This window comes from Paenibacillus sp. FSL P4-0184 (assembly GCF_038004625.1).
In the GTDB taxonomy this organism is placed as follows: Bacteria; Bacillota; Bacilli; order Paenibacillales; family Paenibacillaceae; genus Paenibacillus_AQ.
The window spans coordinates 650,777-677,123 of the sequence record NZ_JBBORN010000001.1 but is presented as its reverse complement, the minus strand read 5'-3'; the positions used below and the strand labels follow the sequence as shown (position 1 = coordinate 677,123).

25 protein-coding genes and 1 pseudogene are annotated in these 26,347 nt (G+C 44.7%); 7 read left to right on the top strand and 19 right to left on the bottom strand.

Features of this window, described 5'->3' with window-relative positions:
• Positions 1–18 precede the first annotated feature (18 nt).
• Positions 19–729 (top strand): HAD family hydrolase, encoded by a 711-nt coding sequence (locus MKY52_RS02800; RefSeq protein WP_341049701.1) that lies wholly within the window; start codon positions 19–21, stop codon positions 727–729.
• A gap of 94 nt (positions 730–823) precedes the next feature.
• Here MKY52_RS02800 and MKY52_RS02795 read toward each other — a convergent pair.
• From MKY52_RS02795 to MKY52_RS02785, 3 genes and pseudogenes are all read right to left on the bottom strand, one after another.
• Positions 824–952: pseudogene (locus MKY52_RS02795) on the bottom strand (RCC1-like domain-containing protein); the annotation flags it as partial.
• Positions 953–1,030: 78 nt separating this feature from the next.
• Positions 1,031–2,137 carry an FAD:protein FMN transferase gene (locus MKY52_RS02790; RefSeq protein WP_341049698.1) on the bottom strand — a complete coding sequence of 369 codons (1,107 nt, stop codon included), beginning with the start codon at positions 2,135–2,137 and terminating at the stop codon, positions 1,031–1,033.
• 180 nt (positions 2,138–2,317) lie between these two features.
• Positions 2,318–3,250, bottom strand: coding sequence for a glycosyltransferase family 2 protein (locus MKY52_RS02785; protein WP_341049696.1), 933 nt, complete (start codon positions 3,248–3,250; stop codon positions 2,318–2,320).
• 273 nt (positions 3,251–3,523) lie between these two features.
• On the opposite strand from MKY52_RS02785, the gene MKY52_RS02780 reads away from it, so the two are divergent.
• A complete protein-coding gene (locus tag MKY52_RS02780; RefSeq protein WP_341049694.1) occupies positions 3,524–4,246 on the top strand; it encodes a DsbA family oxidoreductase in 723 nt (240 codons plus the stop codon).
• Between the two features lie 141 nt (positions 4,247–4,387).
• On the opposite strand, the gene MKY52_RS02775 is transcribed toward MKY52_RS02780, so the two are convergent.
• The 10 genes from MKY52_RS02775 to MKY52_RS02730 form a co-directional block, all read right to left on the bottom strand.
• Entirely contained in the window at positions 4,388–5,968 is a 1,581-nt protein-coding gene (locus MKY52_RS02775; RefSeq protein WP_076284125.1) for an oleate hydratase, read from the bottom strand.
• A gap of 156 nt (positions 5,969–6,124) precedes the next feature.
• Entirely contained in the window at positions 6,125–6,694 is a 570-nt protein-coding gene (locus tag MKY52_RS02770) for a TetR-like C-terminal domain-containing protein (RefSeq protein WP_042125036.1), read from the bottom strand.
• Between the two features lie 20 nt (positions 6,695–6,714).
• A complete protein-coding gene (locus tag MKY52_RS02765) occupies positions 6,715–7,110 on the bottom strand; it encodes a hypothetical protein (RefSeq protein ID WP_341049691.1) in 396 nt (131 codons plus the stop codon).
• Positions 7,111–7,157: 47 nt separating this feature from the next.
• Positions 7,158–7,679: a hypothetical protein gene (locus MKY52_RS02760; protein WP_341049690.1), complete on the bottom strand. Its 522-nt coding sequence runs from the start codon at positions 7,677–7,679 to the stop codon at positions 7,158–7,160.
• A 97-nt stretch (positions 7,680–7,776) separates the two neighbouring features.
• The gene (locus MKY52_RS02755) at positions 7,777–8,196 is read right to left on the bottom strand and encodes a GNAT family N-acetyltransferase (protein ID WP_339269406.1); all 420 of its coding nucleotides are present in this window, start codon (positions 8,194–8,196) and stop codon (positions 7,777–7,779) included.
• A gap of 103 nt (positions 8,197–8,299) precedes the next feature.
• Positions 8,300–9,292 carry an RluA family pseudouridine synthase gene (locus MKY52_RS02750; RefSeq protein WP_076119978.1) on the bottom strand — a complete coding sequence of 331 codons (993 nt, stop codon included), beginning with the start codon at positions 9,290–9,292 and terminating at the stop codon, positions 8,300–8,302.
• Positions 9,293–9,385: 93 nt separating this feature from the next.
• Positions 9,386–9,574 (bottom strand): CLC_0170 family protein, encoded by a 189-nt coding sequence (locus MKY52_RS02745; RefSeq protein WP_076119977.1) that lies wholly within the window; start codon positions 9,572–9,574, stop codon positions 9,386–9,388.
• 24 nt (positions 9,575–9,598) lie between these two features.
• A complete protein-coding gene (locus tag MKY52_RS02740) occupies positions 9,599–10,822 on the bottom strand; it encodes a Ger(x)C family spore germination protein (protein ID WP_341049686.1) in 1,224 nt (407 codons plus the stop codon).
• Positions 10,815–11,918, bottom strand: a complete 1,104-nt coding sequence (locus tag MKY52_RS02735; RefSeq protein ID WP_341049684.1) for a GerAB/ArcD/ProY family transporter — start codon at positions 11,916–11,918, stop codon at positions 10,815–10,817. Before MKY52_RS02735 ends, MKY52_RS02740 begins: the two co-directional genes overlap by 8 nt.
• Positions 11,911–13,524 (bottom strand): spore germination protein, encoded by a 1,614-nt coding sequence (locus tag MKY52_RS02730; RefSeq protein WP_341049683.1) that lies wholly within the window; start codon positions 13,522–13,524, stop codon positions 11,911–11,913. Before MKY52_RS02730 ends, MKY52_RS02735 begins: the two co-directional genes overlap by 8 nt.
• Before the next feature lie 170 nt (positions 13,525–13,694).
• Here MKY52_RS02730 and recQ point away from each other — a divergent pair, with 170 nt between their 5' ends.
• Together recQ and MKY52_RS02720 are read left to right on the top strand one after the other, a co-directional pair.
• A complete protein-coding gene (gene recQ, locus MKY52_RS02725; protein WP_076284133.1) occupies positions 13,695–15,530 on the top strand; it encodes a DNA helicase RecQ in 1,836 nt (611 codons plus the stop codon).
• 16 nt (positions 15,531–15,546) lie between these two features.
• A complete protein-coding gene (locus MKY52_RS02720; RefSeq protein ID WP_341053328.1) occupies positions 15,547–17,454 on the top strand; it encodes a B12-binding domain-containing radical SAM protein in 1,908 nt (635 codons plus the stop codon).
• 312 nt (positions 17,455–17,766) lie between these two features.
• Here the strand turns inward: MKY52_RS02720 and MKY52_RS02715 are convergent, their stop codons facing one another.
• Genes MKY52_RS02715 through MKY52_RS02700 form a run of 4 tightly spaced genes read right to left on the bottom strand, consistent with a single transcriptional unit; the run spans position 17,767 to position 21,318 of the window.
• Positions 17,767–18,717: an alpha/beta hydrolase gene (locus MKY52_RS02715; RefSeq protein WP_341049681.1), complete on the bottom strand. Its 951-nt coding sequence runs from the start codon at positions 18,715–18,717 to the stop codon at positions 17,767–17,769.
• 27 nt (positions 18,718–18,744) lie between these two features.
• Positions 18,745–19,713: a type I phosphomannose isomerase catalytic subunit gene (locus MKY52_RS02710; RefSeq protein ID WP_341049679.1), complete on the bottom strand. Its 969-nt coding sequence runs from the start codon at positions 19,711–19,713 to the stop codon at positions 18,745–18,747.
• Positions 19,714–19,759: 46 nt separating this feature from the next.
• A complete protein-coding gene (locus MKY52_RS02705) occupies positions 19,760–20,362 on the bottom strand; it encodes a class I SAM-dependent methyltransferase (protein ID WP_341049677.1) in 603 nt (200 codons plus the stop codon).
• A complete protein-coding gene (locus MKY52_RS02700) occupies positions 20,362–21,318 on the bottom strand; it encodes a TIGR01212 family radical SAM protein (protein WP_341049675.1) in 957 nt (318 codons plus the stop codon). Before MKY52_RS02700 ends, MKY52_RS02705 begins: the two co-directional genes overlap by 1 nt.
• Positions 21,319–21,644: 326 nt before the next feature.
• Between MKY52_RS02700 and MKY52_RS02695 the strand changes: the two genes are divergently transcribed.
• Both MKY52_RS02695 and trmB read left to right on the top strand, forming a co-directional pair.
• Positions 21,645–21,830: a hypothetical protein gene (locus MKY52_RS02695; protein WP_042125061.1), complete on the top strand. Its 186-nt coding sequence runs from the start codon at positions 21,645–21,647 to the stop codon at positions 21,828–21,830.
• Between the two features lie 197 nt (positions 21,831–22,027).
• Positions 22,028–22,744, top strand: a complete 717-nt coding sequence (trmB, locus tag MKY52_RS02690) for a tRNA (guanosine(46)-N7)-methyltransferase TrmB (RefSeq protein ID WP_341049673.1) — start codon at positions 22,028–22,030, stop codon at positions 22,742–22,744.
• An 84-nt stretch (positions 22,745–22,828) separates the two neighbouring features.
• Here the strand turns inward: trmB and MKY52_RS02685 are convergent, their stop codons facing one another.
• Complete coding sequence (locus tag MKY52_RS02685) at positions 22,829–23,944, bottom strand: MGDG synthase family glycosyltransferase (protein WP_081382712.1); 1,116 nt, start codon at positions 23,942–23,944, stop codon at positions 22,829–22,831.
• A gap of 49 nt (positions 23,945–23,993) precedes the next feature.
• A complete protein-coding gene (locus MKY52_RS02680) occupies positions 23,994–24,521 on the bottom strand; it encodes a phosphatase PAP2 family protein (protein ID WP_341049672.1) in 528 nt (175 codons plus the stop codon).
• A gap of 403 nt (positions 24,522–24,924) precedes the next feature.
• Here MKY52_RS02680 and MKY52_RS02675 point away from each other — a divergent pair, with 403 nt between their 5' ends.
• On the top strand, positions 24,925–26,163 hold the full coding sequence (locus MKY52_RS02675; protein ID WP_042185708.1) for a glycosyltransferase family 2 protein: 1,239 nt from the start codon (positions 24,925–24,927) through the stop codon (positions 26,161–26,163).
• The last annotated feature ends 184 nt before the right edge of the window (positions 26,164–26,347 follow it).

Below are 26,347 nucleotides of genomic sequence, written 5' to 3'. Positions count from 1 at the left end.
CGAGTAAGGGGCGTTAAAGTGGAAACAAGTCATAAGTTGGCAATCTTTTTTGACCTCGATGATACGTTGTATGATCATCTGGTACCATTTAAAGAAGCGGTACGGGAAGTGCTCAGCCCAGATGAGAGTAGTCTGGACTTTGCTGAATTATTTTATAAAGTGAGACATCATAGCGATGTGTTGTGGCCAATGTATTTGCGCGGTGAGATTCCGCTTGAAGAGACGAGAGTGCGCCGTTTGGAGCTTGCTTTTGCCGAGTATGGTTTGCAGATTGATCGTGATCAAGCCACAGCGGTTCAAGCGGCATATATTGGACGTCAATATACGATTCAGATGATTGATGGCGTGCGTGAGCATCTTGAACGATTTATTGCGGCTGGTCATAAGGTAGGCATTATTACGAATGGACCGAAGGATCATCAGATGAGTAAGATTCGTGGACTAGGCTTAGATCAGATTATTCCCGAGGACATGATCTTTATTTCTGATGCTGTAGGTCTTGCTAAACCGGACCCGGAAATATTCATACACGTAAACCAAAAGACGGGTACTATGGCGGACAATTCGCTTTATATAGGGGATACTTGGGCTAACGATGTAGTTGGAGCACTTGCGGCTGGATGGAAGGTTTGCTGGTACAATCCGAGAGGCAGACAACCGGCTACGGATCATAAGCCTAGTTATATTTTTACTAATTATAAGGAATTTGGCGAGCTTCCTCTTGTGTGAGAGAACAAGTCCTCCAGAGATATTAGTAAGCCATGCGAGAGAAATCTGCGCATGGCTTTCATTTTTTTATAACTAATTTCCAGGTAGTTGGATGCCGCCACCCGCTTATATCACATTGGCCATATTTATTATCACCCACAGCCGTCACCGTGCCGTCTGATTTAAGGAGGGCGGTATGACGATAGCCCGCCGCTATGGAAGGTAGGGGTTTCACAAGGTTCATAAATCTCGCTCCTTCTATCCAAAAAAAGCTTGCTCCTTAGAAAGCCAGCTTCGGCTCAAAGGGACAAGCTTTTTTCGTTTAATCTGCGAAGCTATACGTTGGATCTGTCAGGTTCATTCTTTCTTTTATGCCTTTAGTGGCATAGATTTTGTTGTCGTCGGTAATAAAGAAAGCTTCAACATCATCAGGTAAAGATTCAAGATATTTCATGCCCTCCTCGATTCCCATCAGGAATACCCCAGTGGATAAGGCATCCGCATCTGTTGCATTCGGGCTCATAATGGTAAGGCTTTTGAGACCGTTCTGTGAAGGATATCCTGTGCGTGGATCAAGGATATGATGGTAACGAATATTGTCCTGCATAAAATACCGTTCGTAAACACCAGAAGCATCGATGACCTCATCTGAGATTTTAATGGTTCCTAGCTGTGTGCCACGGCTTTGATCTGGATCCTGCAATCCGATATTCCATTCCGTTCCGTTTGGCTTCTTACCGAGAGCAATAATACTGCTGCCTCCGAGGTTAATCATAGCGCTATTTAGACCTTGCTCTTTCAAATAATCAGCGATACGGTCAGCAGCATAACCTTTACCAATGCCGCCCAGATCTAGCACCATATTTTCCTTCATCAGCTTTACAGTTTTCGCAGCTTCATCAATTTCAACGTCCTTGTAATTGGTTAGGCTCTTCGCTTTATCAATTTCAGCTTGGGGAGGGACCTTATCTCCACCGCTACCGATATTCCAAAGATCGATTAACGGACCGATTGTAGGATCAAATAGCCCGTCCATTTCTTTTGCGTATTGTATGGATTGTTTAATTACATCCAGGGTCTCGTCAGAAACAACAACCGCTTCTTTTCCTGCTGCCTGATTGACTGCGTAAGTCTCACCACCTTCTTTGGTGCGGCTAAGCTCCATATCCATTCGCTCCAGCATCTGCTGGATATCATCCATATTTTTCTGTTCTACTGTAGCACCGAACACTTTGATATTCACAACAGTGTCATAAATATAAAAGGTTTGAGAGAGAGACTTTTCCTCTCCTTTTCCGGATGTTGTTGCGCTACCCGTAGTTCCCGCTGTTTTATCGTCCTTATCCTTAGTAATTAGCCAAGCGCCGACAGCTATGAGGGCGATGACGATTACAACGAGGATCAGCGTCGTTTTTTTGTTCTTGAACATATTCCACCATCCATAAAGTTAGTTTCTAAAACAAAACACATTATTTATATCATACCCCAGATAACAAGTTGATGGAAATTAATTTCATGACACATTTAGGGATATAATCGGGCGACATAGAAAAAAGCCCCGTATCCTGATTCGGAGCGGTGCTACAGATTTAGAAGTAAACGACGCTACTTAATCGAGCATATATTCACTATATTTATTCTTGCGAGGATTTAATACGAAGAGGATACCCTTGGCATATCCGCTAACAGCTTTGAAATTCCGTTTTAGAGTTGCTTTAGCCGTCAGACAAGTCAGTGTCCAGATCAAGGCAGCATAATTCATAAAAGGAGCTTTACGCAAGTTGAGCAGATAGTAGTGGTTGATGGCGGTAGCATGTGCTACAACGCCTGCCTTATCGCGAGAGCCTGGCGACTCATGATGGATGATTTTCATGGCGGGATTAATCACAAGCTTGCCATAGCGGCTGGCCAAATGAGACAAATAAATATCTTCGGCTATGGAATAGCTTGTCATCCATGGATAGGGTTTAATATCACGTAGTGCCGAGCGCCGGAAGGACATATTGCAGCCGTGAAAAAAATCAGTTTCAAATACATGCTTCTTCTCTCCCCAAAGGAATTGCGAGCCTGCAAACATACTTGCCGACAATCTGCCTGGTGATCCGGACATTTGTCCGGTTAGCATACCGAATAGCCTGCTTGGCATGCTACTATGTATGCCTTTGGCTACACCACCTACACCAACTATGGAATCATCGGCTGCATAAGTATCTAGCAGTCGTCGAATATATAAGGAGTCATCTAATTCTGCATCATCATCTAAGTGGAGCATAATTTCTGCATGGATCAGTCCAAGCGCTTCGTAACGGGAAAGCCAGAGACCAGGCTTAGTTTTGCGATGATAATGTAGTTTAGCCTGCGGTAACCCAGTTAGTATTTCACGATAATAGGTTAATCTGTCCTCAGGGATCTCACCGTCGTCCACAATCCATAGCTCGATGGAGATGTCCTCAAGCTGTGTCTGCTTGCCAATGGACTCTATGCACACCGTAAGGTCGTCAATTCGGTTACGGGTAGGAATCACTATAGATAGATCATACATTTCTTGAATCTCCCTTCAGGACTTCTTTCGTCCGCTAATCTGAATGTAGTCTTCCGGCGAAATGGTTACCTTGATTCTATCGTTCCTGAAGAAGAGCGTATATACCACTTTCGTATACTTTTAGTTGGGGTTCAGGTCTAATGAGATTTTTTGAAAATAAAAGTTAAGTTTGTATTTTTCGGTTTTTAACTATATAATAGTAAGCGACGAATATTTAGTTATCAATCTTATTCAGCAGTTACAAATGAACAATAATATTAGGAGGTTTTTTTCATGAGAATAGATATTTGGTCCGATTATGCGTGTCCATTTTGTTATATTGGTAAAAGACGTTTGGAGAATGCGCTGAGTCAGTTCCCGAACAGAGATCAAGTAGAGGTGGTATTCCGTAGTTTTCAACTGGATCCTCATGCAAAATTGAATGAGACTCAGAGTATTCATGAGATGCTGGCTTCCAAATACGGTATGACGATTGAAAAAGCAAAAGCAATGAATGCTCAGTTAGCTGAGCAAGCCCAAGATGTGGGATTGGATTTCCAATTCGATACGATGAAGCATACGAATACTTTCGATAGTCATCGCCTGAGTCACTTTGCAAGCTCAAAAGGAAAAGGTGCAGAAATGTCCGAACGTTTGCTACGTGCCTACTTTACGGATTCATTGAATCTTGGAGATCGTAGTGTACTTGCCACACTTGCTGCTGAGGTAGGGTTGGATCAGGCAGAGGTTGCCGCAATGCTGGAGACAGATGCTTACACAGCTGAAGTGAAAGGCGATATCGAAGAAGGAAGCCGTCTTAATATTACCGGTGTACCATTCTTCGTGTTCAATAATAAATATGCGTTATCTGGTGCACAGCCAGGACCTGTATTTACAGAGGTGTTGGATACCGTGTGGGCGGAGGAGCAAGCAGGACCAACGCTGCAGGTGGTTGGCAATGGAAAATCCGAAGTATCCACGGATGATGGCTGCGCGGACGGATCTTGCAATATATAAAGTTTGTATAGTGTAGAGAAGAAGAGATGGAGAAGTTTCCATTTCTTCCTTTTTTAATTCCGAAACTCTGCTCTGTTTTACACACTACAAAGACAAGCGCCCCCGAATCTATCCGGGAGCGCTTGTCTCTTTATGATGTGTTTATCTAAAAGAAGTGATAAAGCTTGTGAACAAGGTGCGGACATCGTACTGATGTTGATTGATAGGCTCGATAGGCCGGTTAATGCCGAGCAATGTGTATACTGCAGTTCTTGCTGCTCGGATAGAGTATTCTTCCGTGAATACAACATCATCTGGAATTTCGCAATATTGGCCAACGAAGGCAAGGTTAGTGGAGCCTTCAGGCACTACTTTAGGTCGGTCGCTATTTAATCTAGGCATGAATTGTGAAGTGATATAAGGCATCATACATGGAATACAATTAGCAGTTGCCATGATCTCGTCCTTATGTTCTTCGAAATGAAGATGACCGATTAATTCTTCCATAATTTCTTCACCGGTACATTCGCTCATTTTCTTCTTCACGAAGTCTCCTACGTTGTCAGGGTACAAACCGTAACCCCAGAATACTTTTACATGCTCTGGTTGATTGCGGAAATGCGGTTGGAAAGCTAAGACAACGGACATTAACCAGCTCGAATCTTTAAAGGTAACCAATGCGCCAGTGCCTGCACGATTACGAGTGAATTTCTCCATAAGATCGAAGAATTTGGAATCTTGGAAGGTCACGGTAAAGGACTCCCATTTCGAACCATCGATATGATCATCGAAGGAGGATGGATTGCCGAGACCTGGTTTTTTGGCAGCGATGTTCTCCCATAACTTCCATGAGCTACCCTTTCCATTGAGACGTGGGGCAGAGGTCATGGATCCAAGGCTTGATCCTTCAGTCATGGAGCCGTTCGTGACGATTACGATATCGTCTTCGCTTATGTTAATAACGTCTGGGACACCTTGGCGCAGGACGTTCATTTGGGTTACGGTAATGCCATCTCCGTCTTTGAACTGTAGGTCAGTAACTGTACATTTCAATGTAAAGTCTACACCAAAGCCTTCGAGATATTTGTGCATAGGTAAGATGATGGAATCATACTGGTTATATGGAGTGCGGGTTACGCCTTCCAGGGTTTGAATTCTTGGGAACTCATGAACGAAGCGAATCATATATCGTTTAAGCTCTACCGCGCTATGCCAAGGTTGGAAGGCGAAAGTAGTAGCCCACATATACCAGAAGTTCGTGGTGAAAAAGTGTGGACCAAACCAGTCGTTAATCCGAGCTTTTCCCATTTTTTCTTCTGGTGTAATAATCAATTTACCCATCGCAAGCCGGTCAGCCATATCGAAGCCCATGGATAATACATCTTCCACCTCACCGTTGCGGTTAACGAGTCTAGCGTTAGCATGTGTTGGATTGGCGGTATCGAATTCTATAATCTCTTCTCTAACGGATTTCTCAGGATGGTCGAGGGAGGGAATCGACATGAGTAGATCCCATGTATTCTCATAGGTCTCATCGTTGAGCATCCGGCCACCGCGAATGACATAACCGTGCTCAGCGTCACCTGCGCCGTCGTTGCTGCCACCGAGAATCTTCATCTCTTCAATAATGTGAATGTTCTGTCCCGGAAAGTCACAGTCTCTGACCAGGTAAGCCGCGCCCGCTAAGGATGCAATTCCGCCACCGACAAAATAAACCTGTTTATTACCGTACTCTTTTTTCACAATGGTCGCCTCCAAGTTGTTGTTGAAATAATCACACTCTTAATGTAAACCAACTCCAATTTTGAAGGTATAATCAATCCTTTTAGAGTGTATGGATTTTAGTCATTACGGTCTATGTGTCTAGTTTTTAGACAAAAAAACCGCTGAACCCAAAGGTTACAACGGTTTGTTCTCATATTTGTGCAAAGCTTTTAGAAAATTCCCCTCAATGAGTACACTTAGCTTCTCGATAATGTGATCCGGATGCTCCTTCATCCCGTCTCTCATCCACTGAATGACAAGGCCTGTGAAGGCCAGTGTATAGAAGTTAGCAATGAAATGTTTATCTTCGTGGCTAACCTCCATCCCGGCGGACAGTTCGTTTATGACACCCATAATGAGATCATTCGTCACTTCGTATAGATACGCATCCAGATGATTTCTGCCCAGTGAGTTCAAGGTGTTGCAGCAAAAGGTTTTATTTCGTTCGATATAGCAGAAGATTCTATAAAAACCGTCCGTCCACGTACTGTAGCTACGATACTGGGCGATGCTCTCTACAGCCTCAGTCTTATAGATCCAACCGAGTAAATCAAATATATCTTGAAAATGATAATAGAAGGTTTGTCGATTTAGTCCGCAATGGTCCACGAGCTGTTTGACTGTAATTTTATTGAGCGACGTATGTTCCATTAGTTCTTTTAAGGAATGGGACAATGCATTTTTGGTTAGAAAAGAATTGGACAACGATCGATCATCTCCTCCGTTCAAGCTTTCGGCCACTGCTTAACCAGCAGACGAATTGCTTCCGCCAATAAACCGAGTGCAAATCCTCCACATGTAAAAAAGAAAAAAGCAAGGAGTCCCGCGAGATCCTCCCAACCGGACATCTCTCTATAGGTGTAGCTTAGCATAATTACTGAACCGATGATTATTCCTGTTGTAGTGATTAACCAGAGTAGACGAGCTCCGAACCATGCTAAGACGTTAACGATACCAGATACGACAATGGAAAAGAGTGCGAAGCGCAGCAAGAGTGTGACATCCAATGTATGAGCCATCATAACGAATCTGTGCAGAATAAAAAGCAGCCACAGAAAAACACCATAAACAGCCATCCAGATAAACCAACGGTTACTTTTAGTTGCAGGCAGGAATTTCATTTCTGGCTCACCTCTTTTTCCAAAGTACGAACGGTGTACAGTAGAGATTATACGGAGAAAGATTCCAGTTCTTCTACACTTTGCAGCAGATGATTCAGCAGGTTCGGAATGTCCTCCATCTGCTCCTCTGTGATTTGCCTTTTGAATCGCAGCTCGATGCAGTTGTTGTAGGTTTCACCTTCTTGACCATAAATGAAGCTTAAAGATTGCACAGGCTGGAATTCAGGCCCCCAGATCGCTTTGAGAATACTCTCGATCGCCTGACATTCAGCAGGGATATCTTCGATCTCCATATAAAAACGTAACGAAAGATTGCAACCGGGATCCGTGTTAGGCACTTCCAATATTTCATCGCTAAGATCTTTCACAGATGAAGTAAGAAAGACTTCGGCGGTTACGCTCCTGCCGGCCGTCAATTGGAAGGAAAGGCTAAATTCTCTGGACATCAATGCCATATTCAGAAGGTCGGAACGATCCGTAACTACTAGAATTCCGTCAAAATTATCGTAATCGTAGATTTGGTTCTCAAAAGCAATTTTAATATTATCGAAGACAGTAGGATGGAACAATAATGGCACCTTCTTTTGTTTATTAATATTGTAACATGATCTAAATAGAAGTGAAAAAGATGCCCAGGGACCATATGGACCGGGCATCTTTCGCTTGTTACTCCATGACCTTGAACATGCCCGTCATACCGGGGGCGTGATTCTGAAAGCCGTATCGTTCGTAAAAGGTATCATTCCCATGTGATGCGAAAAGTCCGACGAACGCGCCAGAAAAACAATGAGATCGAATATAGTGTATTAGCTGCTCAATAATGACATTACCAATGCCTTGGCCCTGAAATTCGGGAAGCACGGCTACGTCCTGTATATAGAAATACATGTGCCCATCGCCGACGATCCGCCCCATACCGATAACCTTGTCTTCCTGTACAACGACCATACCATACACCGAATGAGCCAGAGAGGCTGCGGTCATTTCCGTATTCACGTTCCCCCAACCGACAGCTTCCCATAAGGAGGCATGCTCCTCAGTCGTGGGTAAACGTTCAATACATTCATAATGATGTGCTGTTGTCATAGCTAATCACCCATTCTTTGTTAAGTTATTGTAGCGATTGTAGTGTAGTAAGCTCCACTGTAATCAGCCCCCTTAGGATGAATGGGTATTCACTGTGATCTTGTTAGTTCGTAGGTGCAGGTGCGGTATATTTCAGGAATGTCTTCGGAATTGGACTTTCGAAGGTCATTAACTCTCCTGTAGTAGGATGAATAAAAGAAAGTACACGAGCATGCAGACCGAGACGGCCTACCGTTTTGGTCTCTGCACCATACTTCTTGTCTCCTGCGATCGGATGGCCGATATCTGCCATATGAACACGAATCTGATTTTTGCGTCCAGTTTCAAGCTTTACCTCAAGCAACGAGAAGTGGCGGTTCGCCTGAATGAGCTTATAATGTGTGATCGCATGTAGACCATCGCCTTCATGAGGACTGGAGTACATTTTCAGGGTAGAGGTTTCTTTTAGCCAAGAGCTCACTGTACCTTCAGGTCTTTTAACGGCGCCTTCGACTAGAGCTACGTAAGAACGTTCTTTCACGGTATCCTTCCACGTAGTTTGCAGTGCTTGCTGGATCCGTTCGCTTTTGGCAAACATCATTACCCCAGATGTATCGCGGTCCAAGCGGTGCACGACAAAAATTCGATTCTTAGGATTGCTGATGCGGACATGCTCCATAAGCTGGCGGTAAGCTGTTAATTCATTTTCTTCCGCAGTGGCAATCGACAGCAGTCCAGCATCCTTCTGAATAATGATTAGATCATCATCTTCATGGACGATGGTGAGTCCGATCATTTCCGCTACTTGTACAGGCTTCTCTTGATCAATCGTCACAGTTTGACCCGGATGCAATTGAAAATTATGCTGTGTGACTACTTTGCCATTTACTGCTACTTGTCCACGCGAGAGGATAGATTTAATAGCATTTCGTCCACGGCCTGTGATATGGAGGAGTAAGAAGGGTAACAGCTCAGAAGGTTCATTTACTGTAAAAGACTTGGGCGCTGCGGGTGCTTTAGCTTTATGATTAAGCTTGCCATTTGGCTTGCTGTGGGAATTGCTGTGGGAACGAGTACCTCTTTTGGCTGTTTCTTTAGGATTTCTTCTTGTGTTCATGACTGCATTCTCCGTCCTTTAATATTGTACTCCTCAATATACCATGGGCGGTTAAGAAATACTATGTGAAGGGCAGCAAGAAACGAATTCGATTTATAGATAGAATAGCTGAGCTAGTCCTATCACCAGGAATAAGCTGAAATATATCCAACCGATCACATTAGCGTATTTCTTTTCCCGGTGCATAGCATTGACTGCATATATTTTAGTATCCACAGTAAGCAACAGAACACTGGAGATCAGCAGCGCAACAATTACGTAGGTTAGCTGGTGATAGAGCATAGTAGAGCCTCCTATAAACGTCATTTAATTTTGTTTAAGACCTACTCTGTCGATGTGAGTTTTCAACTTAACTTCAATACTGAGATTGGAATACTGCTGCTCCCAGTCATGTTTGTCACGAACATGGGCTTTCCAGTAGGAGGGAGCATATGCACGAATATATTCACCCATGCCAAAGACATCGGAATGTGCTTGTTGAGTTTCTTCGATAAGGTGGTTGAAAATACCGATCACTCTCTTTTGAAAGATATCCTCAATCTTTTCTAAAGAACGGCTGGAATCGATAGGGATATTACTACGTAAATGCTCATCTAGAGCCGCCTCTAAAGAGAGGTTATAGGTGATGAGAGGTTTGCCCTCTTTGAATTGAACTTTCACCCTCGTGAACCGGTCGTTGACCTTGAGCATCACCGGACCGAATTCATCAGCATAAAAAAGATCGGAGTATCCCCCGGGATTAATGCCCTTCATGGACATATATGCGCCAATCTCAATCGGAATCGTCGAACCGACCATCACTCCACCACTAAAGTAAGCTAGGCCTTTAATCATGATATTGTCTTCCTGATGTAATGAGACGTAAGGCAGATAACCACTTTCGCCCCATTTGGAATCTGCTGACCAGAATACACCTATATAATCAGCGGGAAATTTCCCCGATGTCACTGCTTTTTCCATGGTAGAGAGGATGTAAAGGGTCGGCACTCGCTGCAGTGGAGGATTAATATTCATGAATTTGGCAGCTTCCCCTTCGGACACTAGCAGCCAGGTCCGGCGACGAACTTCTGGATTTCGCCGCAAATAATCATTTAAGTCATCCATGCTTTTTCTTGCTATGTCCTCACTAATAATAATCACTCGTAAATGAATTAGATAACGTGGATCAGAAATTTGCTGCTGCAAATTGTTCATGGCGTCATCTAATGTGTACCCGTATACTTCTACGACCCAAACTGGATTTTGATTTCCGCCTCCGCCTTCACCCCCACTGCCTGGTCCCAGTGGAACTCTTCCCGGAACCGCAATTTGGGCAGTTACTCGAATTTGGGGTAGGTTAATATTTGCGCTTTTAAGATGAGTGGTTTGGTCATCATTTGTTTTGCTGTCTGGAGGGACGGAATCAATGGATAACCCTAGCACCAATGCACGATCTTCAATTTCGAGCTGGTCCCAGCAACCTGCGAGCAATCCAGACAAGAGTGAGAGAATAAAAATAAGAACTACACGCTTATAAATTTTTTCATTCATGAGAAATGGCTCCTTTATTTCGGATTAAAGAGACTAACCATAATAAAAGAGGATAGAAAGTCAAAAAAATCAAACCGATTATCGCTGTAATGCTAGCAAATGTATAGACCTGAAATATGTTTCTCGGCAAAAGTGAAAAAGTGAAGATAAGTGGAAGTAAGAAACTGGATATTAGGCGGTGATCCTTGTGCCGCAGCACTTGTTGCAGAGAGTATGCGGCTAAGTAGTAGTTCGTAAAGATGGTAGTGAATATAGAAATCACCCAAATTATTATAAAAAGAGCATCAAACCGTTCTAATAGTCCTGCGCCGATGGATATGGAGCGAGCTGCTTCTAGGGTTGGATAGGACAGTAATTTGGTTTCCTGAGCTCCAAACATGCCTAGAGTGACCCAAACGATCATTACATAAATGAATCCAATGATACCAAGCGCAATAGTGCCTGCTTTAAGGATCTGTTGAGGTTTTTTCATTAGAGGAACCAGCAGGATGATGACAAATGTGCCTTGATAAAGGCCAGCGGACGTAATCGTTCCTTTGGAAAAGCTTGAAAAGGTGGTGTAATTTCCGGTGAGGGGTAGCAAGTTCAGAACATCAACATTTCTCATAGCTACCAATATAATTGCGATAACGGATAATAGAATAAAGGGTAAATAAAAAACATGTACATAAGTGAATTTTACAATATTTCTACGGATTGATAAGGCAACCAGTAGGAGCATTAAGAGAATTACTGCTTCGATTGGTGTCTTTTTAAAGACAACCGCAACACATACTTCTCCGAATTGGCGCATGGTGATCCCGGCAGAGAAAGCAAAAAACAAAGTAATAAGCATGGAGAAAATATCTGCGAGCCAAGTTCCGAGAAGGCGGCGGCTGAATACGAACAACGTTTCGTTAGGGAATTTTCGGCAGACAACCGCTGTAAACCAGCAACCCAAAAAAGCAACAGGTACGCCAGAAGCAGTTACGAGCGGTGCACCACTGTCTCCGGCTTCAGCCATATAACGAGGAATACTTAAGATTCCTATTCCTATAATCGTACTGATGATTACAGCCATGACTTGGATCGTTGTTATGGGGCGGTTACTATTCATCAGCTTCACTTTTCTCCTTAAAAATCAGATCGGTATGCATTTTGGGGATATCCTTCGCAAGAAGGTCAGGATCAGGTGTATTGAGAAAGCTTGGGCGACTTCGCATCCACCATAAAGGTACCCGAACGATACTATCCTTGAGGTCTTTCCAAATCGTAGGCACAAAGGGTGTCATGTAGGGAACGCCAAAGGATTCCAGGAATAATAAGTGGTTAACAATAACAATAGTGCCAAGCATTACTCCGTACAGGCCAAAGCAGCCTGCCAATATGATCAATGGAAATCTAAGCATTCTTGAAGAGATAGCAGCATTGTAAGCGGGTGTGGCAAAAGACCCTATAGTCGTTATAGCAACAACAACTACGGTAGTGGGACTCGCCAGACCTGCTGCTACGGCTGCCTGACCAATGACAAGCACACCTACAATAGAAAGAGCCCCGCCAATCATTTGCGGTAGGCGAATGGTTGCTTCGCGCAGCACCTCCATGAAGACTTCCATAATCAGAACTTCCAATACGGCTGGAAAGGGTACGCCAGCTCTTGCACCAGTTATTGCTACGGCGAACTCTGTCGGCAATAGCTCAGGATTGAAAGAGATAATGGATACATATAAGGCTGGGAAGAAAAGGGAAAATAATAATGCGATCAGGCGGATCATTCTTAGGAGGCTTCCTACAACAAAACGTTCTGTATAGTCATCCATCGTCTGAAAGAACTGATTGAAAAGCGCCGGGACGATGAGGCAGAATGGTGAGCCATCTACAAGGATGATGACTCGTCCTTCTAATAAAGAGGCTATAGATTTATCCGGACGTTCGGTTGGCTGAACCTGTGGAAACGGGGAAAGGGGATGATCTTCTATGAATTGCTCGATATACCCCGCATCAAGGATGCCGTCTACATTTATTGCTGATAATCGCTTCATCACCTTTTGAACTAGCCCTGGATCGGCTATTCCTTCGATATAACAAACAGATACTTTTGAGCGCGTCCGTATGCCAAGAGGGGCAGTTACTACACGAAAATCCGGTGTTTGCAGTCGATAGCGAAGCAAAGAGATATTGGATTCTAAATTCTCTATAAACCCATCACGCGAACCGCGTATGACTTGTTCAGTTTGAGGTTGCTCAATGCTACGATGCTCAATTTTACGCAGATTGAAGTAAAGTGCCTGATCCATTCCATCTATGATTAGAACTACATTTCCCTCCAGCAAGATAGAGGCTAGAGTATTTAGATCCTTAGTACGGTTACCTTGTGTTACTTGTACCGTCATACTCCAGATGTAATCAGGTAAATCCTTTAGAGCTTTTGGAATTTCTGAGAGATCAGAGGAAACATTCATTAATGGCTTTAAAACATAGTTCTGAATTTGATTCTGGTCCACCACAGAAGAAAAAAAGATAATAGCCGCATCATGTCTACCGTACACCTTGAAGTTACGGACTATAAGATCGCTGTCTTCTCCAAAGACTTGTTGAATGAAGCTTATATTGCTCTCCAGGCTGGAATCCAGTGGCTTTACCGGACGATTGTCCTGGGCAGAGGACTCTTTGCGTGCAGGCTTATGCTTAAAAGAGGTATATTTTTGTTTCCAATTTTGCACGGTCGCTCCACCCTTCTATGAAATCTCTCTTCTTAAAGCTTGGCTTAAAAGAAGGCCTTTTATGTAAATATTTCAAAGGAAGAACATGGTGACCATAGTTAAGGAGTGTTGCTCAATACACTTTTGACCGCTAAACTAAAGATAGAAACGCTTAAGGGGTTATGAGAGATATGATGATGCAAGCACCTACTATTGAACAGGCGCAGGCTGAGCTGCAAAAATATTACGGTTATCCGGATTTTCGGGATGGTCAGAAGAAGATTGTTCAGAACTTGCTGGAAGGTCGCGACACACTCGGTATTCTTCCTACGGGAGGTGGGAAATCGATTTGCTATCAAGTTCCCGCACTGCTGCTTCCTGGGCTAACACTAGTGATCTCACCATTGATCTCTCTGATGAAGGATCAGGTCGATGCGTTAACCACGGCAGGTATTCCGGCAGCCTTTATTAATAGCACGTTAAGCGGGAAAGAAGTAAATGAGCGGATTCGGGCTGCCCGTCGCGGCGATTTGAAGCTGCTTTATGTTGCGCCCGAAAGGCTAGAGCTGGACTGGTTCCGTCTGGAGATGGCTGAGCTGGCGATTTCCTGTGTGGCTGTGGATGAGGCGCACTGCGTATCTCAGTGGGGACATGATTTCCGTACAAGCTATTTGTCGGTATCACCTTTTGTGAACGAGCTGCCAGAACGGCCAATCTTGGCTGCATTTACAGCGACGGCAACACCAGAGGTTATGGAGGATATGGTTCGGCTGCTGCGTCTGCGCGAGCCGGGTATTTTCATGACTGGACTCGGAAGAGATAATCTAGCGATGTCTGTGCTACGTGGAGAGAATAAGCGGGAATTCGTCATGGATTACACAGCAACGCATTCTCATCAGCCGGGTATTGTTTATGCGGCTACACGCAAAGAAGTGGATGATCTATATCAAAGGCTGCAGGCTTCAGGAATAGCGGCAGGCCGCTATCACGCAGGTATGAATGATCAGGAGCGGGCAGATAGCCAGGAAGGCTTCCTATATGACGATATCCGGGTCATGGTGGCCACCAACGCTTTTGGGATGGGGATTGACAAATCCAATGTCCGGTACGTAATTCATTATAATATGCCAAAAAATATGGAAGCTTATGTTCAGGAAGCGGGCCGTGCTGGACGTGACGGGGAGCCGAGTGAATGTATTTTGCTTTTTAGCGCACAGGATATTATGACGCAAAAGTTCCTGATCGAGCAGAATCCGCAGGATACGGACCGTAAAGCTAACGAATATCGCAAGCTTCAGCAAATGATTGATTATTGTTATACTACCCGCTGCTTGCGCAGTGCCCAGCTGGATTATTTCGGGGAGGAGCATGAGGACAAGTTATGCGGCATTTGCAGCTCATGTACAGATGAACGAGAGCTTGTAGATATGACCGTAGATGCGCAGAAGATATTCTCCTGCATTCACCGTATGCGGGAACGTTATGGAGTTGCGTTGGTGGCTTCTGTGCTGAAAGGCTCTCGCAATCAGAAGGTGATGCAATATGGTTTTGACAAGCTGCCAACGCATGGGGCGATGTCGAGCCGGACAGAGAAGGAGATCTCAGAGAGCATCAATGTACTCATCTCTGAGGGATATCTTGCTTTGTCTGAAGGACAATACCCCGTAGTGCGGCTCCAGCCTTTGGCTGCTGAGGTACTGCGCGGACAGCGTGAGGTCATGCAGCGAGTAGCGCGGCCATCACGAGCAGGTGCGGCATCTGGTACGCGAGTTCGTAGTCGCGGGCATGACCTGTCACCTTCGGCAGTCAATGAGACCGTCTTTGAGCAGCTGCGTCTGATCCGGCGAGAGTTGGCGGGACGAGAGCATGTGCCCTCATATATTATTTTTAATGATGCCACGCTGCGTGAGATGAGTGTGGTTTGCCCGCAGACCGAAGCGGAAATGCTGAGGGTAAAGGGTGTCGGGGAAGTGAAATACCGGAAGTATGGTAAGGCATTCCTAGAGTTTTTTCAAAATGAAATGTAGAAAAGGTCGTGTAGCATTGAAAATCGTTCTGACCACGCTAAACGCAAAATATATCCATACCTCACTGGCGATCCGTTTGCTTAAAGCTTACAGTGAGCATGAATTTAAAGATATTCATTTGGTGGAGTACACCATTAAAGATCCCGTGATGAATATCGTGTCCGACTTGTTTCAGAAACGGCCAGATGTGATTGGCTTCTCCTGTTATATCTGGAATATTGAAGAGACGCTCAAGCTGATCGGAATTCTTAAGCAAGTGATGCCTGAGGTTACGATTGTTCTCGGAGGACCGGAAGTCTCTTATGAGCCGCTGCATTGGATGAAGAGAGAAGCCGGCATTGATTTCATCGTCAACGGAGATGGAGAAGAGACCTTTCATCATCTGCTGCAGGAGCTGAGAGACGACCGGAAATTTCATTTTGTGTACGGAGCTGCTTATCGTAAGGGAGAGGAGATCATTGTAAATCCACCTCGTCCCAAAAGCGATCTAAATACGCTGCCTACACCGCATCGTTTTCCAGAGGATATTCCAGATCTGAGCAAACGTATTGTTTATTTTGAGACAAGCCGTGGGTGCCCGTTTAATTGTCAATTTTGTTTATCCAGTATTGAGGTAGGCGTACGTTACTATGATATTGAGCGAGTGAAGTCTGATTTACTCTACTTAATTGAAAATGGTGCCAAAATCATTAAATTCTTGGACCGCACCTTCAATATCAACCGCAACTATGCGATGGAAATGTTTCAATTCCTGATCGATAATCATCAAGGCTGTGTGTTCCAGTTTGAAATCACAGCAGATATCATGCGGCCAGAAGTTCTGGATTTCCTGTCGAACAATGCGCCTCCGGGCATCTTTAGATTTGAGATTGGTGTACAGTCTACAAATGATGAGACGAACGAGCTTGTTAAACGCCGTCAGAATTTCAAGAAGCTCTCTCGTACGGTAATGAAGATTAAGGAAAGTCGCAATATCGATCAGCATCTGGATTTGATCGCGGGGCTTCCGATGGAGGATTACACCACCTTCCGCAAAACCTTTAATGATGTATTCGTTATGGAGCCAGAAGAGCTGCAGCTTGGATTCCTCAAAATGCTTCGCGGGACGGGTCTGCGTGCACAGGCGGCAAAATATGAGTATACGTATATGGAACATGCCCCTTACGAAATTCTTAGCAGTCATATGATGACCTTCTCGGATATTATTCGTTTGAAGCGGCTTGAGGATGTGCTGGAGAAATACTGGAACAGCCACCGGATGGACCATACAGCCAAATACTTGATCCGTCACGTGTTTGATTCACCATTTGATTTCTTTCAGGAGTTCGGTGACTACTGGGAGGAGAGAGGCTGGCAAAAGATTGGGCATCAGCTAGAAGATCTCTTTACCCGTTTGCAGTCCTTCTTGATAGATCGTGGGACTCCGTCTATGGATATTATTACTGGGCTAATGAAGCTTGATTATTTCCTAGGACACAAGTATAAGCCTCGCAAAATCTGGTGGGATTTCGTGCTGGATAAGTCGGATTGGTCGAGTTACTTGAGGGATATCGCTGCTAATCCGGGTCAAATCTCTGCGCAGTTGGCAGAAGCCGGACTCAGTGAAAGAGAGCTGCAAAAATATACGGTGCTTGAAGTGCTGCCGTTCTCGCTTGAAGCGGTGCTGGAATCCATCAGCGGTCTACGGGCGGATGGGGGTTCAGAGGAAGAGGAAGCAGACAATGCTAACGACGGGGCTGTACCTTCTCCTGAGTCATTAATACAGGGAGTTACAGAGAGTAGTTTAGAAGAGTCTGTCCAAACCACAAGCTCTGCTGTAGCCGTAGCTGAATCACCTTCCGTTCGCGAAGGTCGTACACTGCTAATCGTAATGTATCAGCAGAACGAGAGCCAACGCGCTCAGTATTATACGTTGCCTTTGTAATAAGGCGATTGTGTTGGGAGGAAAGATCGTTCCTTTGGGGGCGGTCTTTTTTTGTTACATGCGCAAGCGTCTTCTGAATTCGCAAGTGGTGGAGGGAAGTGATGATTGGCCATAAAAGTCTTCTAAGTCCGAAAATGAAGGGGGATAGGAATGGCTGGCCAAAAGCGTCAGATGAGTCCGGGAGCGGAGGGGAAGAAAGGAGCTAGGAGTAATGTAAGCTGCTCACAACCCAAAACGAAGAGCAGCGATCCCCTAATAACGGGAGGATCGCTGCTCTTCTGTCTAATAAAACTGATAAACCACGTTTTTCTCTTAACTTGTAGTCGTAACCTCAGAAGGGAAATGCTGTTCTAACCAGTTAAGCACATCGGCCGTAACTTGATCCCGGTTCACCTCATTAAGCATTTCATGCCTGCCACCTGGATAGAGCCGATACTCTACGTCCGATATCCCTCGTTTCTTGTACAGCTCCGCAAGACGAGGAATGCCTTGGCCGCTCATCCCTACAGGATCCTTATCCCCACCAAATATATAAATGGGCTTACTTGTACATAATGTCCTAAGTGATTCCTCGGAATGGATCTCCCTTAGGAGGTGGAAAAAACCACGGAAAAAGCGTGTTGTACAAATGGCTCCGCAGAATGGATCGGCAATGTACTTATCAACTTCCGCATCATCGCTGCTCAGCCAGTCATATGCAGTTCTTACGGGAGAAAAAGCACGGTTGTAACTGCCGAATACTAAGCTGTTCAGTAGTACACTTCGGTGATGTTCACCCTTTAACTTGAGCTGTGCACTAGCCAGAGATTCTCCAAGGCGCAGCATACCGCGAGGACCATTTGTACCGCTTAGGATAAATCCTGCATAGATTTCGTTACCCTCTTCACACATCAGCTTTTGAGCCAGAAAGGAACCCATACTATGAGCGAATAGAAAGATGGGCTTACCTTCATGTTTGGAGAGTGCTTTGGCTGCCACCTGGAGCAGATTGCGCCGCATCCAGTAGAATCCGTCTTCACCAACATCGCCAAGCAGATCAACTTGACCAGCGGTTTTACCATGTCCCCGGTGGTCATTGACATATACTGCATAACCTACTCCGGTTAATGCTTCCGCAAAACGAGCATAGCGGACAGCTGTTTCACACATACCGTGAGAAATTTGCACGATTCCTCTAACTGGCACATCGGATTCAGGTAACCATTCATAGACATGGATATTTACACCTATGGGATCCGTTAGGGTAAAACTATTTTCCTTCATGGTCCATTCCTCCTAAAGGTTCTCGACTTATGGTAAATGAGAGCGAAGCACAGTAGAATGACCTTCGATAGCGTAGCGGCCGAGACTGGAAGGAATCAGATAGCATTCTCCTGCAGCATAAGGTTGGGAGCCGCCATCCCAAGTAAGATGTCCGCTGCCTTCACAGATGACTAGAATAGTGAAGCTGTCTTCTGTAGTGGTGAGGTCCCATGAACCATTTACGATTCCTTTTTCAACGATAAAATATGGCGAAGCGGCAAGTTGCAGCCACTCTCCAGGGACTGCGTTATCTGTCTTCATCGAAGTAGCCCCGGCGCCTTCATAAGCTGTAACATTAAGTGAATCTTCAATATGAAGCTCACGTGGTTTTCCGTCCAGGCCTGGACGGTCATAGTCATAAATGCGGTATGTAGTGTCGGAATTTTGCTGGATCTCTGCTACAACGACACCAGCACATAGCGCATGAACGGTTCCGGCTGGAATATAGAAGGAGTCTCCTGCAGAGACAGATACTTCTTGAAGGCTATCCATAACGGTGCCTTTCTCCAGTGCTTCGCGCAAAGTTTCACGATCCACGCCTTCTTTAAGACCATAGATGATTTTGGCACCTGGCTTGGCGTCTAACACGTACCACATCTCTGTTTTGCCCAGTTCACCTTGTGGCAATCCCTCATAATCGTCTGTAGGGTGGACTTGAACGGAAAGATTGTCGTTGCAATCCAGCAATTTGATTAGTAGAGGAAATCTTCCACCCGTTTCTGAAATCCCCTTGCTTCCGAACCATTCATGGCCGAACTGCTCACGAATTTGATCTAAGCCTTGACCGGCTAACTCTCCGTTTACCACCGATGACGTTCCATTCGCGTGATCGGCGATCATCCAGCCTTCGCCAATATGTCCTTCAGGTAGATCTAGGCCGAATTTCTCCAGCGCGCGGCCTCCCCAGACACGTTCTTTAAACTCCGGTTGAAATTTCAAAGGATATGGTTGAGTCATTGCTACATCTTCCTTCCCAAATATAAAATAGTTTGATGCTTACAGTTTAAGAGGGGATTCCTTTTTTCTTTTCGAGCGCAATCATATAAGGTGAATCCGTGCGCTGCAGCTGACGATAAACAATGCTTTGCGCTACCTTTTGGGAAACAGCTGCTGCCCAAGATTCAACGGCAGCGGCTTCTTTATCTCCGCCTGCATGGCCGGGATAAAGAACTGCCGTAATGATCCCACCTGGACGCAGTAACTGGAGAGAAGCTTCCAAGGCTGCAATGGAGCTGCCCGGCTGAGTAATGATGTTCTTGTCGGCATCTCCTGAAGGCAAGTAGCCTAGATTGAACATTACAGCTCCAACGGTGCCATGCCAGTTCGCTGGAACAGCTTCAGCCATTTCGGCATGACTACGTTCCAGTAAGGTGACAGTGGCGAGCGAGGGAGCTTCCTCTTTTGCAAGCCGCAGGCGCTCTTCAGCCAGGTTCAGCGCTGCAGCTTGAATGTCAAAGCCGTAGACTTCACCGCGAGCTCCAGTTGTTTTGGCTAGAAAAAGCGTATCAGCACCAGTACCTACAGTGGCATCAATCGCACGATCACCTAAAGTTAACCGCTCAGAGATTAATTTATGAGCAAAGCTTAAAACGGACATAAAGCCCATTAGCTCTTCCTCCAATACTTACCCTGCCAAGTATCACGAGCAACTAGCTCATCGTCAATGGCATTTAGCACTTCCCATTTCTTGAGGCTCCACATCGGTCCGATTAAGAGATCCCGAGGAGCGTCTCCAGTCAAACGATGTACAATCATTTCAGGGGGCAAAATTTCGAGTGAATCAGCAATGAGCTTCACATACTCGTCCTGTTCCATGAATCGTAGCAACCCGGCTTCGTATTGCTTCACCATTGGTGTTTTACGCATGAGATGCAGAAGATGAATCTTAATTCCTTGTACATCCATGCGAGCCACAGCAGATACCGTTTCAAGCATCATTTCATGCGTCTCCTGTGGGAGACCGTGAATGATATGGGTGCAGACACGAATGCCGTGACGCCGCAACTTCTCAACAGCATCTACATAACACTGGCTGTCGTGAGCCCGGTTAATTAGCTCAGAAGTGGTGTCGTGTATAGTCTGGAGACCCATCTCTACCCACAGATACGTGCGCTCGTTTAGCTCCGCCAAATATTCGACAACATCATCCGGCAAACAGTCAGGCCGTGTAGCAATAGATAGTCCAACGACACCTGGCTGCTGTAAAATCACTTCGAAATATTCTCTAAGCTCTTCGACCGGAGCGTACGTATTCGTATAGGCCTGAAAATATCCGATGTATTTAGCATTTGGCCATTTTAGATGCTGCTTGTCACGGATATTATTAAATTGGGTGACGAGATCATCTCGGCGACTTCCCGCAAAATCACCAGAACCTCTGGCACTGCAAAAAGTACAACCACCTTTAGCGATGGAGCCGTCACGGTTGGGACAGGTAAAGCCTGCATCAAGCATAACTTTGAATACCTTGGTGTTCAAATGTTCACGCATTTCGTAATTCCAGGTATGAAAACGTTTATCTCCCCAAAGCTGCGGAGGAGTAGTGTATTGAAGATTAGACACGAGGAGCTCCTTTCTGAAAATATAAACATGGATAACTATCCTTATCCTTATATTTTTCTGAGACGGATGGCATCCTTTATAAAAGAAGAACACACAGCCGTTTCTTATAATCCAATACATTGTATCAAAAAACAGAGCTCGGCGTAACATTCACTCCCGGTACTGGCATGAAAAATAGGCCGAAAGTAAGGCGCTTTCAACTTGAAAATGCTTACATAGTATGTTATATTCAGAGTGTGAAAAGCTGCTGTGGCTTAAAGAAATTCAGCCAGGAGTTCATAATTTCGTGTCGTCCGATCCATAATAATAACCGTGAGGTGATAGCAATGAATTCTCAAACGGTATATGCTGAGGGTAAAGATTCGATTGAAGTCCACTTAACGCCAGATGAAGCCCTTGCACTAACAGGTGTGGAATTTAACGGCAACCCTAAGATCAAGACAGATGCACAGCGTAAAATTCGCAGCGCATTCGAAAAAAAGACATTTGCCACAAGCTCAAACACAAAGTAGATCCTAATCTACCGGACAAGAATGAGCCTTAATTCCAAATATACACAACGAAGGAATTCCCCTGGATAGCTCATTTAAGAGCTGAGCCAGAGAATTCCTTTTTCTTTTTTTACCCCAATCCCTTTACTTTTCGGGACAATTTCGGCACAATATTGCAAGTGACAGTTATCGTATAAGAGATAATCGGAGGAATACCTATGCGTTTACGCGGAAGAAAAGGAATACGTGAAAGTTTGGAAGAACAGACCGATCTAGTCATTCTTGACCCTCGGAGTTATAAAGGTGAGTGGTCCAAGCTGTTCGGGAATGATCATCCGATCCATGTGGAGTTCGGAATGGGCAAGGGACAGTTTATCAGCCAAATGAGCTTCAAATATCCCGATATCAATTTTATCGGCGTTGATATGTATGATGAGCTGATCCGCCGTGCTGGAGATAAGGCTAGAGCAGTATGGGAGCCGGCAGGTCATGAGACGCCGCCCAACCTGAAATTGGCACTCGCCAATATTGATTATGCAGAGGAAGTGTTTGCTCCAGGAGAGCTGGAACGAATTTATCTTAACTTCAGTGATCCCTGGCCGAAGAGTAAGCATGCTCGTCGTCGTCTGACACACCCGCGTTTTCTTGACAAATATCGGGGGCTGCTAAGCGACTTAGGTGAAATTCATTTGAAAACAGATTCTCGAAGCCTATTTGAATTCTCATTAAATGCATTTGCGGACTTTGGTTTACAGATGAAAAATATCTCGTTAGACCTACATGCGGACGGCATCATAAATGTGGATCATATTATGACGGAATACGAGACGAAATTTGTCGGACGTGGCGTGAATATCCATCGTTGTGAGGCCATTGTAGGTGCGGAAGCGCTCAAGCAGTATCAAGCTACCCGTTTGGACAAATATCGGTTGTAGTTACAAAGCACTACTCCAAAAGATGTGCTTCAATAATAAAGCGGCAGCCTCCAAGTGGTTTGGAGGCTGCCGCTTTTAAATTAACTATTCCAATAATTCGATAATGCTCTGAGCACATTGCAATGGGTGGTAACGGGCGATTTCCTCAAGATGAAGTTTTCGCTTATTCTGCACATCCTCGTAGTTGTTTAATAGACGTTCCATCCACATTACGACTACGTCTAAAGACTCTATCGGCTCTCCGAAACCTGCTGCGGTAAAATAGCGGCAATTCTCCTCCTCCTGCCCGGGCAGAGGGTTATAGAAAAGCATCGGTATTCCTTTAGCAAGCCCTTCACTGCAGGTCATTCCACCCGGCTTCGTGACGAGCAGATCGGACACCTCCATCAGCTTGTCAATCTCACGCGTAAAGCCGATCAAGGATATATTAGGATGATTATAACGTGAGTCTTCTTTCATTTCCTGAAGCAGCTCTTCATTCTTGCCGAGACAGAAAACAATCTGAATCTTCTCTCGCCATTCCGCCAGACAGGCATTTACAACCTGATCGTTCATGATCCCCCAGCCGCCGCCCATGACTAGTACCGTTGGCATATCCTTGAGATTGAATTGCTGTCGAATCTCCTGCTTTCCAGGATGCTGCCAAAAGTTAGGGTGTACGGGTATCCCTGTAACCTGAATTTTTGCAGAAGGAATGTTTCGCATACGCAATTTGGATTTAACCTCTGGTGTTGATACCAGATAACGGTCTACTTCTGGACTGATCCAACTGGCATGTGCGTCATAATCCGTTATAACAGTTACGAGTGGCATCTTTAGGGTAGGATCCACTCTCTTAAGACGAGATACTACAGCACCCGGAATGAAGTGTGTGCAGACAATAACGTCAGGTTTCAATTGCATAACAACATTTTTTGTATGCGTATAAAATATACGATGCAGGGCAAGCGTGGTAAGACGATTAAATGATTTCTGGTGACGGTAGACGTACCCCATCAGCTTTGGCTGAGTCGTTACCGTCTTACGGTAAGCAGACAGAATAATGGGTGCCATTTTGGGATTAAGGAAATTCCCAAGTTCTAGCACCTTCGTTTGTAAATTAGGTGACAGTTGGCGCAGACTGCTCGACAGCGCATAAGCTGCTTGAGTATGTCCTGCTCCAAAGCCTTCTGAGAGTATTAAAATTCTTTTTTTTTGCAATTTTGATTCACCTATTCTCAAAGGTTTTCCCGGTTTAACCATATATACTTCAGATCCATAAGGCTATAGTGCCCGCTGCAACACTGGTTCCGATCACTAAGCCTGCAAAGACATCAGATGGATAATGTAATCCCAGATAAATGCGTGAAAACCCGACAATACAGGCCAGCGGCAGCAGAATAACGATCAAGGCAGGAAATGCTACCATATATGGGACCGTTGAAGCAAAGATAGCTGTAGTATGACCAGAAGGAAAAGAATGATCCTTTAATGGATTACGAAATGTGTTCGTATCCGGTAGCGCCAGATAAGGCCGCATACGTGGATACAGTTTTTTTGCGACAGCAACGGGCAAATGGCTAACAGCTAGAGCCGTCATTGCTTGCAGGCTAGCGGTTCTCCATGGCTGAGGAGCAAATGCCCATATCAGTATGTTGATAACAATTGTGCTTGTAGCTCCACCCAAATGAGTGAGATAGAAGAGCCAAAAGTTCAGAAAACGATTATGCATTCGTCCGTTGATCCATTTAAAAAGGTGCCGCTCCCAGAGATGTAGCTTCATGAATAAATGTCTCATATCTTGTCCCTCCGCCAGTCGGCTACCGATAACAGGTGCTTATGAGCAGTCCGTTCTTTAGCATTAGATCTATCTTAATCATACTTTTTAAAGGTAGTCCATTTCAAGGAAAAGCTCAGTTTTGCTAGAAATTTGCTAGTTTTGACTTAGAGCCGCTAACGCCGTACAATGATTCAAGCGGACTAAACATGTTTAAAAGGGTAAGAGATAAATAAGGATCCAAATAAATGGAATCCATACAATTCTTTTAAACAACACATATAAAAATTGTGAAGTCTGCCTAGAATAAGAATACTCTTGGTCTATTGTTAAGGGATGCAACAAAAGGGTCAGAAGGAACGTCAAGCAAGCTAGAGAGAAAAAAAAGAACACCGAGAGTGAAAAAAGGGGGCATCAAAAGGTCATGACAGACGCACTGTTTGTTACGCTCCAAGTGATCTTGGCAGCAATCGCAGTATATCAGTTTACCTTTTCGTTATTTGGTCTGCACAAGAAAAAGACAAAGACAAAGTATAAGCCAGAAAAAACATTTGCAGTACTTGTTGCTGCACATAACGAGGAAGAAGTCGTCGGCGCGTTAATGGAGAACCTGAAGCAGCTTAACTATCCTTCAGAACTGTTTGACGTATTTGTAATTTGTGACAATTGTACAGATGGCACAGCTCGCATCGTTAGAGAGCACGGAATGAACGCTTGTGTCCGTACTAACCCGAATCTACGTGGTAAAGGTTATGCCATTGAATGGATGCTCAAGGAGCTTTGGGGCATGCAGCGTCAATATGACGCAGTTGTAATGTTTGATGCCGATAATCTGGCACATACTGAATTCCTGATGGAGATGAATAATGATCTTTGTTCAGGAGCGCGTGTTATTCAAGGTTATATTGACACCAAGAATCCAGAAGATTCCTGGATTACTGCAGCGTATGGTGTGTCGTATTGGTATATTAACCGTTTGTGGCAACTTTCACGCCATAATTTGAATATGGCGAACTTCCTTGGCGGAACAGGAATGTGTTTCGAGACCAATCTCCTTAAAGAGATGGGCTGGGGAGCTACAAGCTTGGTTGAGGATCTGGAGTTTACGATGCGCAGTGCATCTCATGGTGTATATCCTAAGTTCAACTATGACGCAAAGGTATTTGATGAGAAGCCTCTAACTTTCAAGGCCTCTTCAAGACAGCGTCTGCGCTGGATGCAAGGACACTTTACTGTAGCTCGTCGTTATTTTTTTCCATTACTTTGGCAAAGTATTAAAGAACGTAGCTTAACGAAGTTTGACCTTGCGCTTTACGGAGCAAATGTGTACATTGTTTTGCTCACCTTCTTGATGACGGCGGTAATGTGGGTGGATATGGCCCTCTTTAACGGACCGAATATTGCTAATATTTACGGCAGCTTGCCAGTCTGGCTCGGTTTTCTTGCGATCGGTTTGAATCTGGTGACCTTTGGGATTGCGATGGCTTTGGAGAAGGTTAAATTTAAGAAGGTGTACGCTTATCTGGTGTTCTTCCCAATTTACCTGATCTCTTGGTATCCTATTACGTTCTATGCGTTCTTCACGCAGAACAACAAGCAATGGAGCCATACCAAGCATACACGTGTCGTAAGACTTGAAGAAGTGCAAAGCAAGCAGGTATAAGATATTTAAGAATATTGAATAAAAGAATTGACACTCTGTTTGGAGTGGTGTATAGTATTCAAGTACGCAAATCATAGGGATTGCAAGAAGAAGCACCTGCTTCTCACCTGACTGGCATATTCGCCGGCTGGTTTTGATCTCAATGCTTTATGAATGTTAATGTTCATGAACGTTGATCAAACAC

Coding starts and splice junctions, on each gene's coding strand:
- MKY52_RS02790 (WP_341049698.1), bottom strand. CDS start 2,137: ATGTTCAAGAACAAAAAAACGACGCTGATCCTCGTTGTAATCGTCATC.
- MKY52_RS02785 (WP_341049696.1), bottom strand. CDS start 3,250: ATGTATGATCTATCTATAGTGATTCCTACCCGTAACCGAATTGACGAC.
- MKY52_RS02780 (WP_341049694.1), top strand. CDS start 3,524: ATGAGAATAGATATTTGGTCCGATTATGCGTGTCCATTTTGTTATATT.
- MKY52_RS02765 (WP_341049691.1), bottom strand. CDS start 7,110: ATGAAATTCCTGCCTGCAACTAAAAGTAACCGTTGGTTTATCTGGATG.
- MKY52_RS02755 (WP_339269406.1), bottom strand. CDS start 8,196: ATGACAACAGCACATCATTATGAATGTATTGAACGTTTACCCACGACT.
- MKY52_RS02750 (WP_076119978.1), bottom strand. CDS start 9,292: ATGAACACAAGAAGAAATCCTAAAGAAACAGCCAAAAGAGGTACTCGT.
- MKY52_RS02745 (WP_076119977.1), bottom strand. CDS start 9,574: ATGCTCTATCACCAGCTAACCTACGTAATTGTTGCGCTGCTGATCTCC.
- MKY52_RS02740 (WP_341049686.1), bottom strand. CDS start 10,822: ATGAATGAAAAAATTTATAAGCGTGTAGTTCTTATTTTTATTCTCTCA.
- MKY52_RS02735 (WP_341049684.1), bottom strand. CDS start 11,918: ATGAATAGTAACCGCCCCATAACAACGATCCAAGTCATGGCTGTAATC.
- recQ (WP_076284133.1), top strand. CDS start 13,695: ATGATGATGCAAGCACCTACTATTGAACAGGCGCAGGCTGAGCTGCAA.
- MKY52_RS02715 (WP_341049681.1), bottom strand. CDS start 18,717: ATGAAGGAAAATAGTTTTACCCTAACGGATCCCATAGGTGTAAATATC.
- MKY52_RS02710 (WP_341049679.1), bottom strand. CDS start 19,713: ATGACTCAACCATATCCTTTGAAATTTCAACCGGAGTTTAAAGAACGT.
- MKY52_RS02705 (WP_341049677.1), bottom strand. CDS start 20,362: ATGGGCTTTATGTCCGTTTTAAGCTTTGCTCATAAATTAATCTCTGAG.
- MKY52_RS02695 (WP_042125061.1), top strand. CDS start 21,645: ATGAATTCTCAAACGGTATATGCTGAGGGTAAAGATTCGATTGAAGTC.
- trmB (WP_341049673.1), top strand. CDS start 22,028: ATGCGTTTACGCGGAAGAAAAGGAATACGTGAAAGTTTGGAAGAACAG.
- MKY52_RS02680 (WP_341049672.1), bottom strand. CDS start 24,521: ATGAGACATTTATTCATGAAGCTACATCTCTGGGAGCGGCACCTTTTT.
- MKY52_RS02675 (WP_042185708.1), top strand. CDS start 24,925: ATGACAGACGCACTGTTTGTTACGCTCCAAGTGATCTTGGCAGCAATC.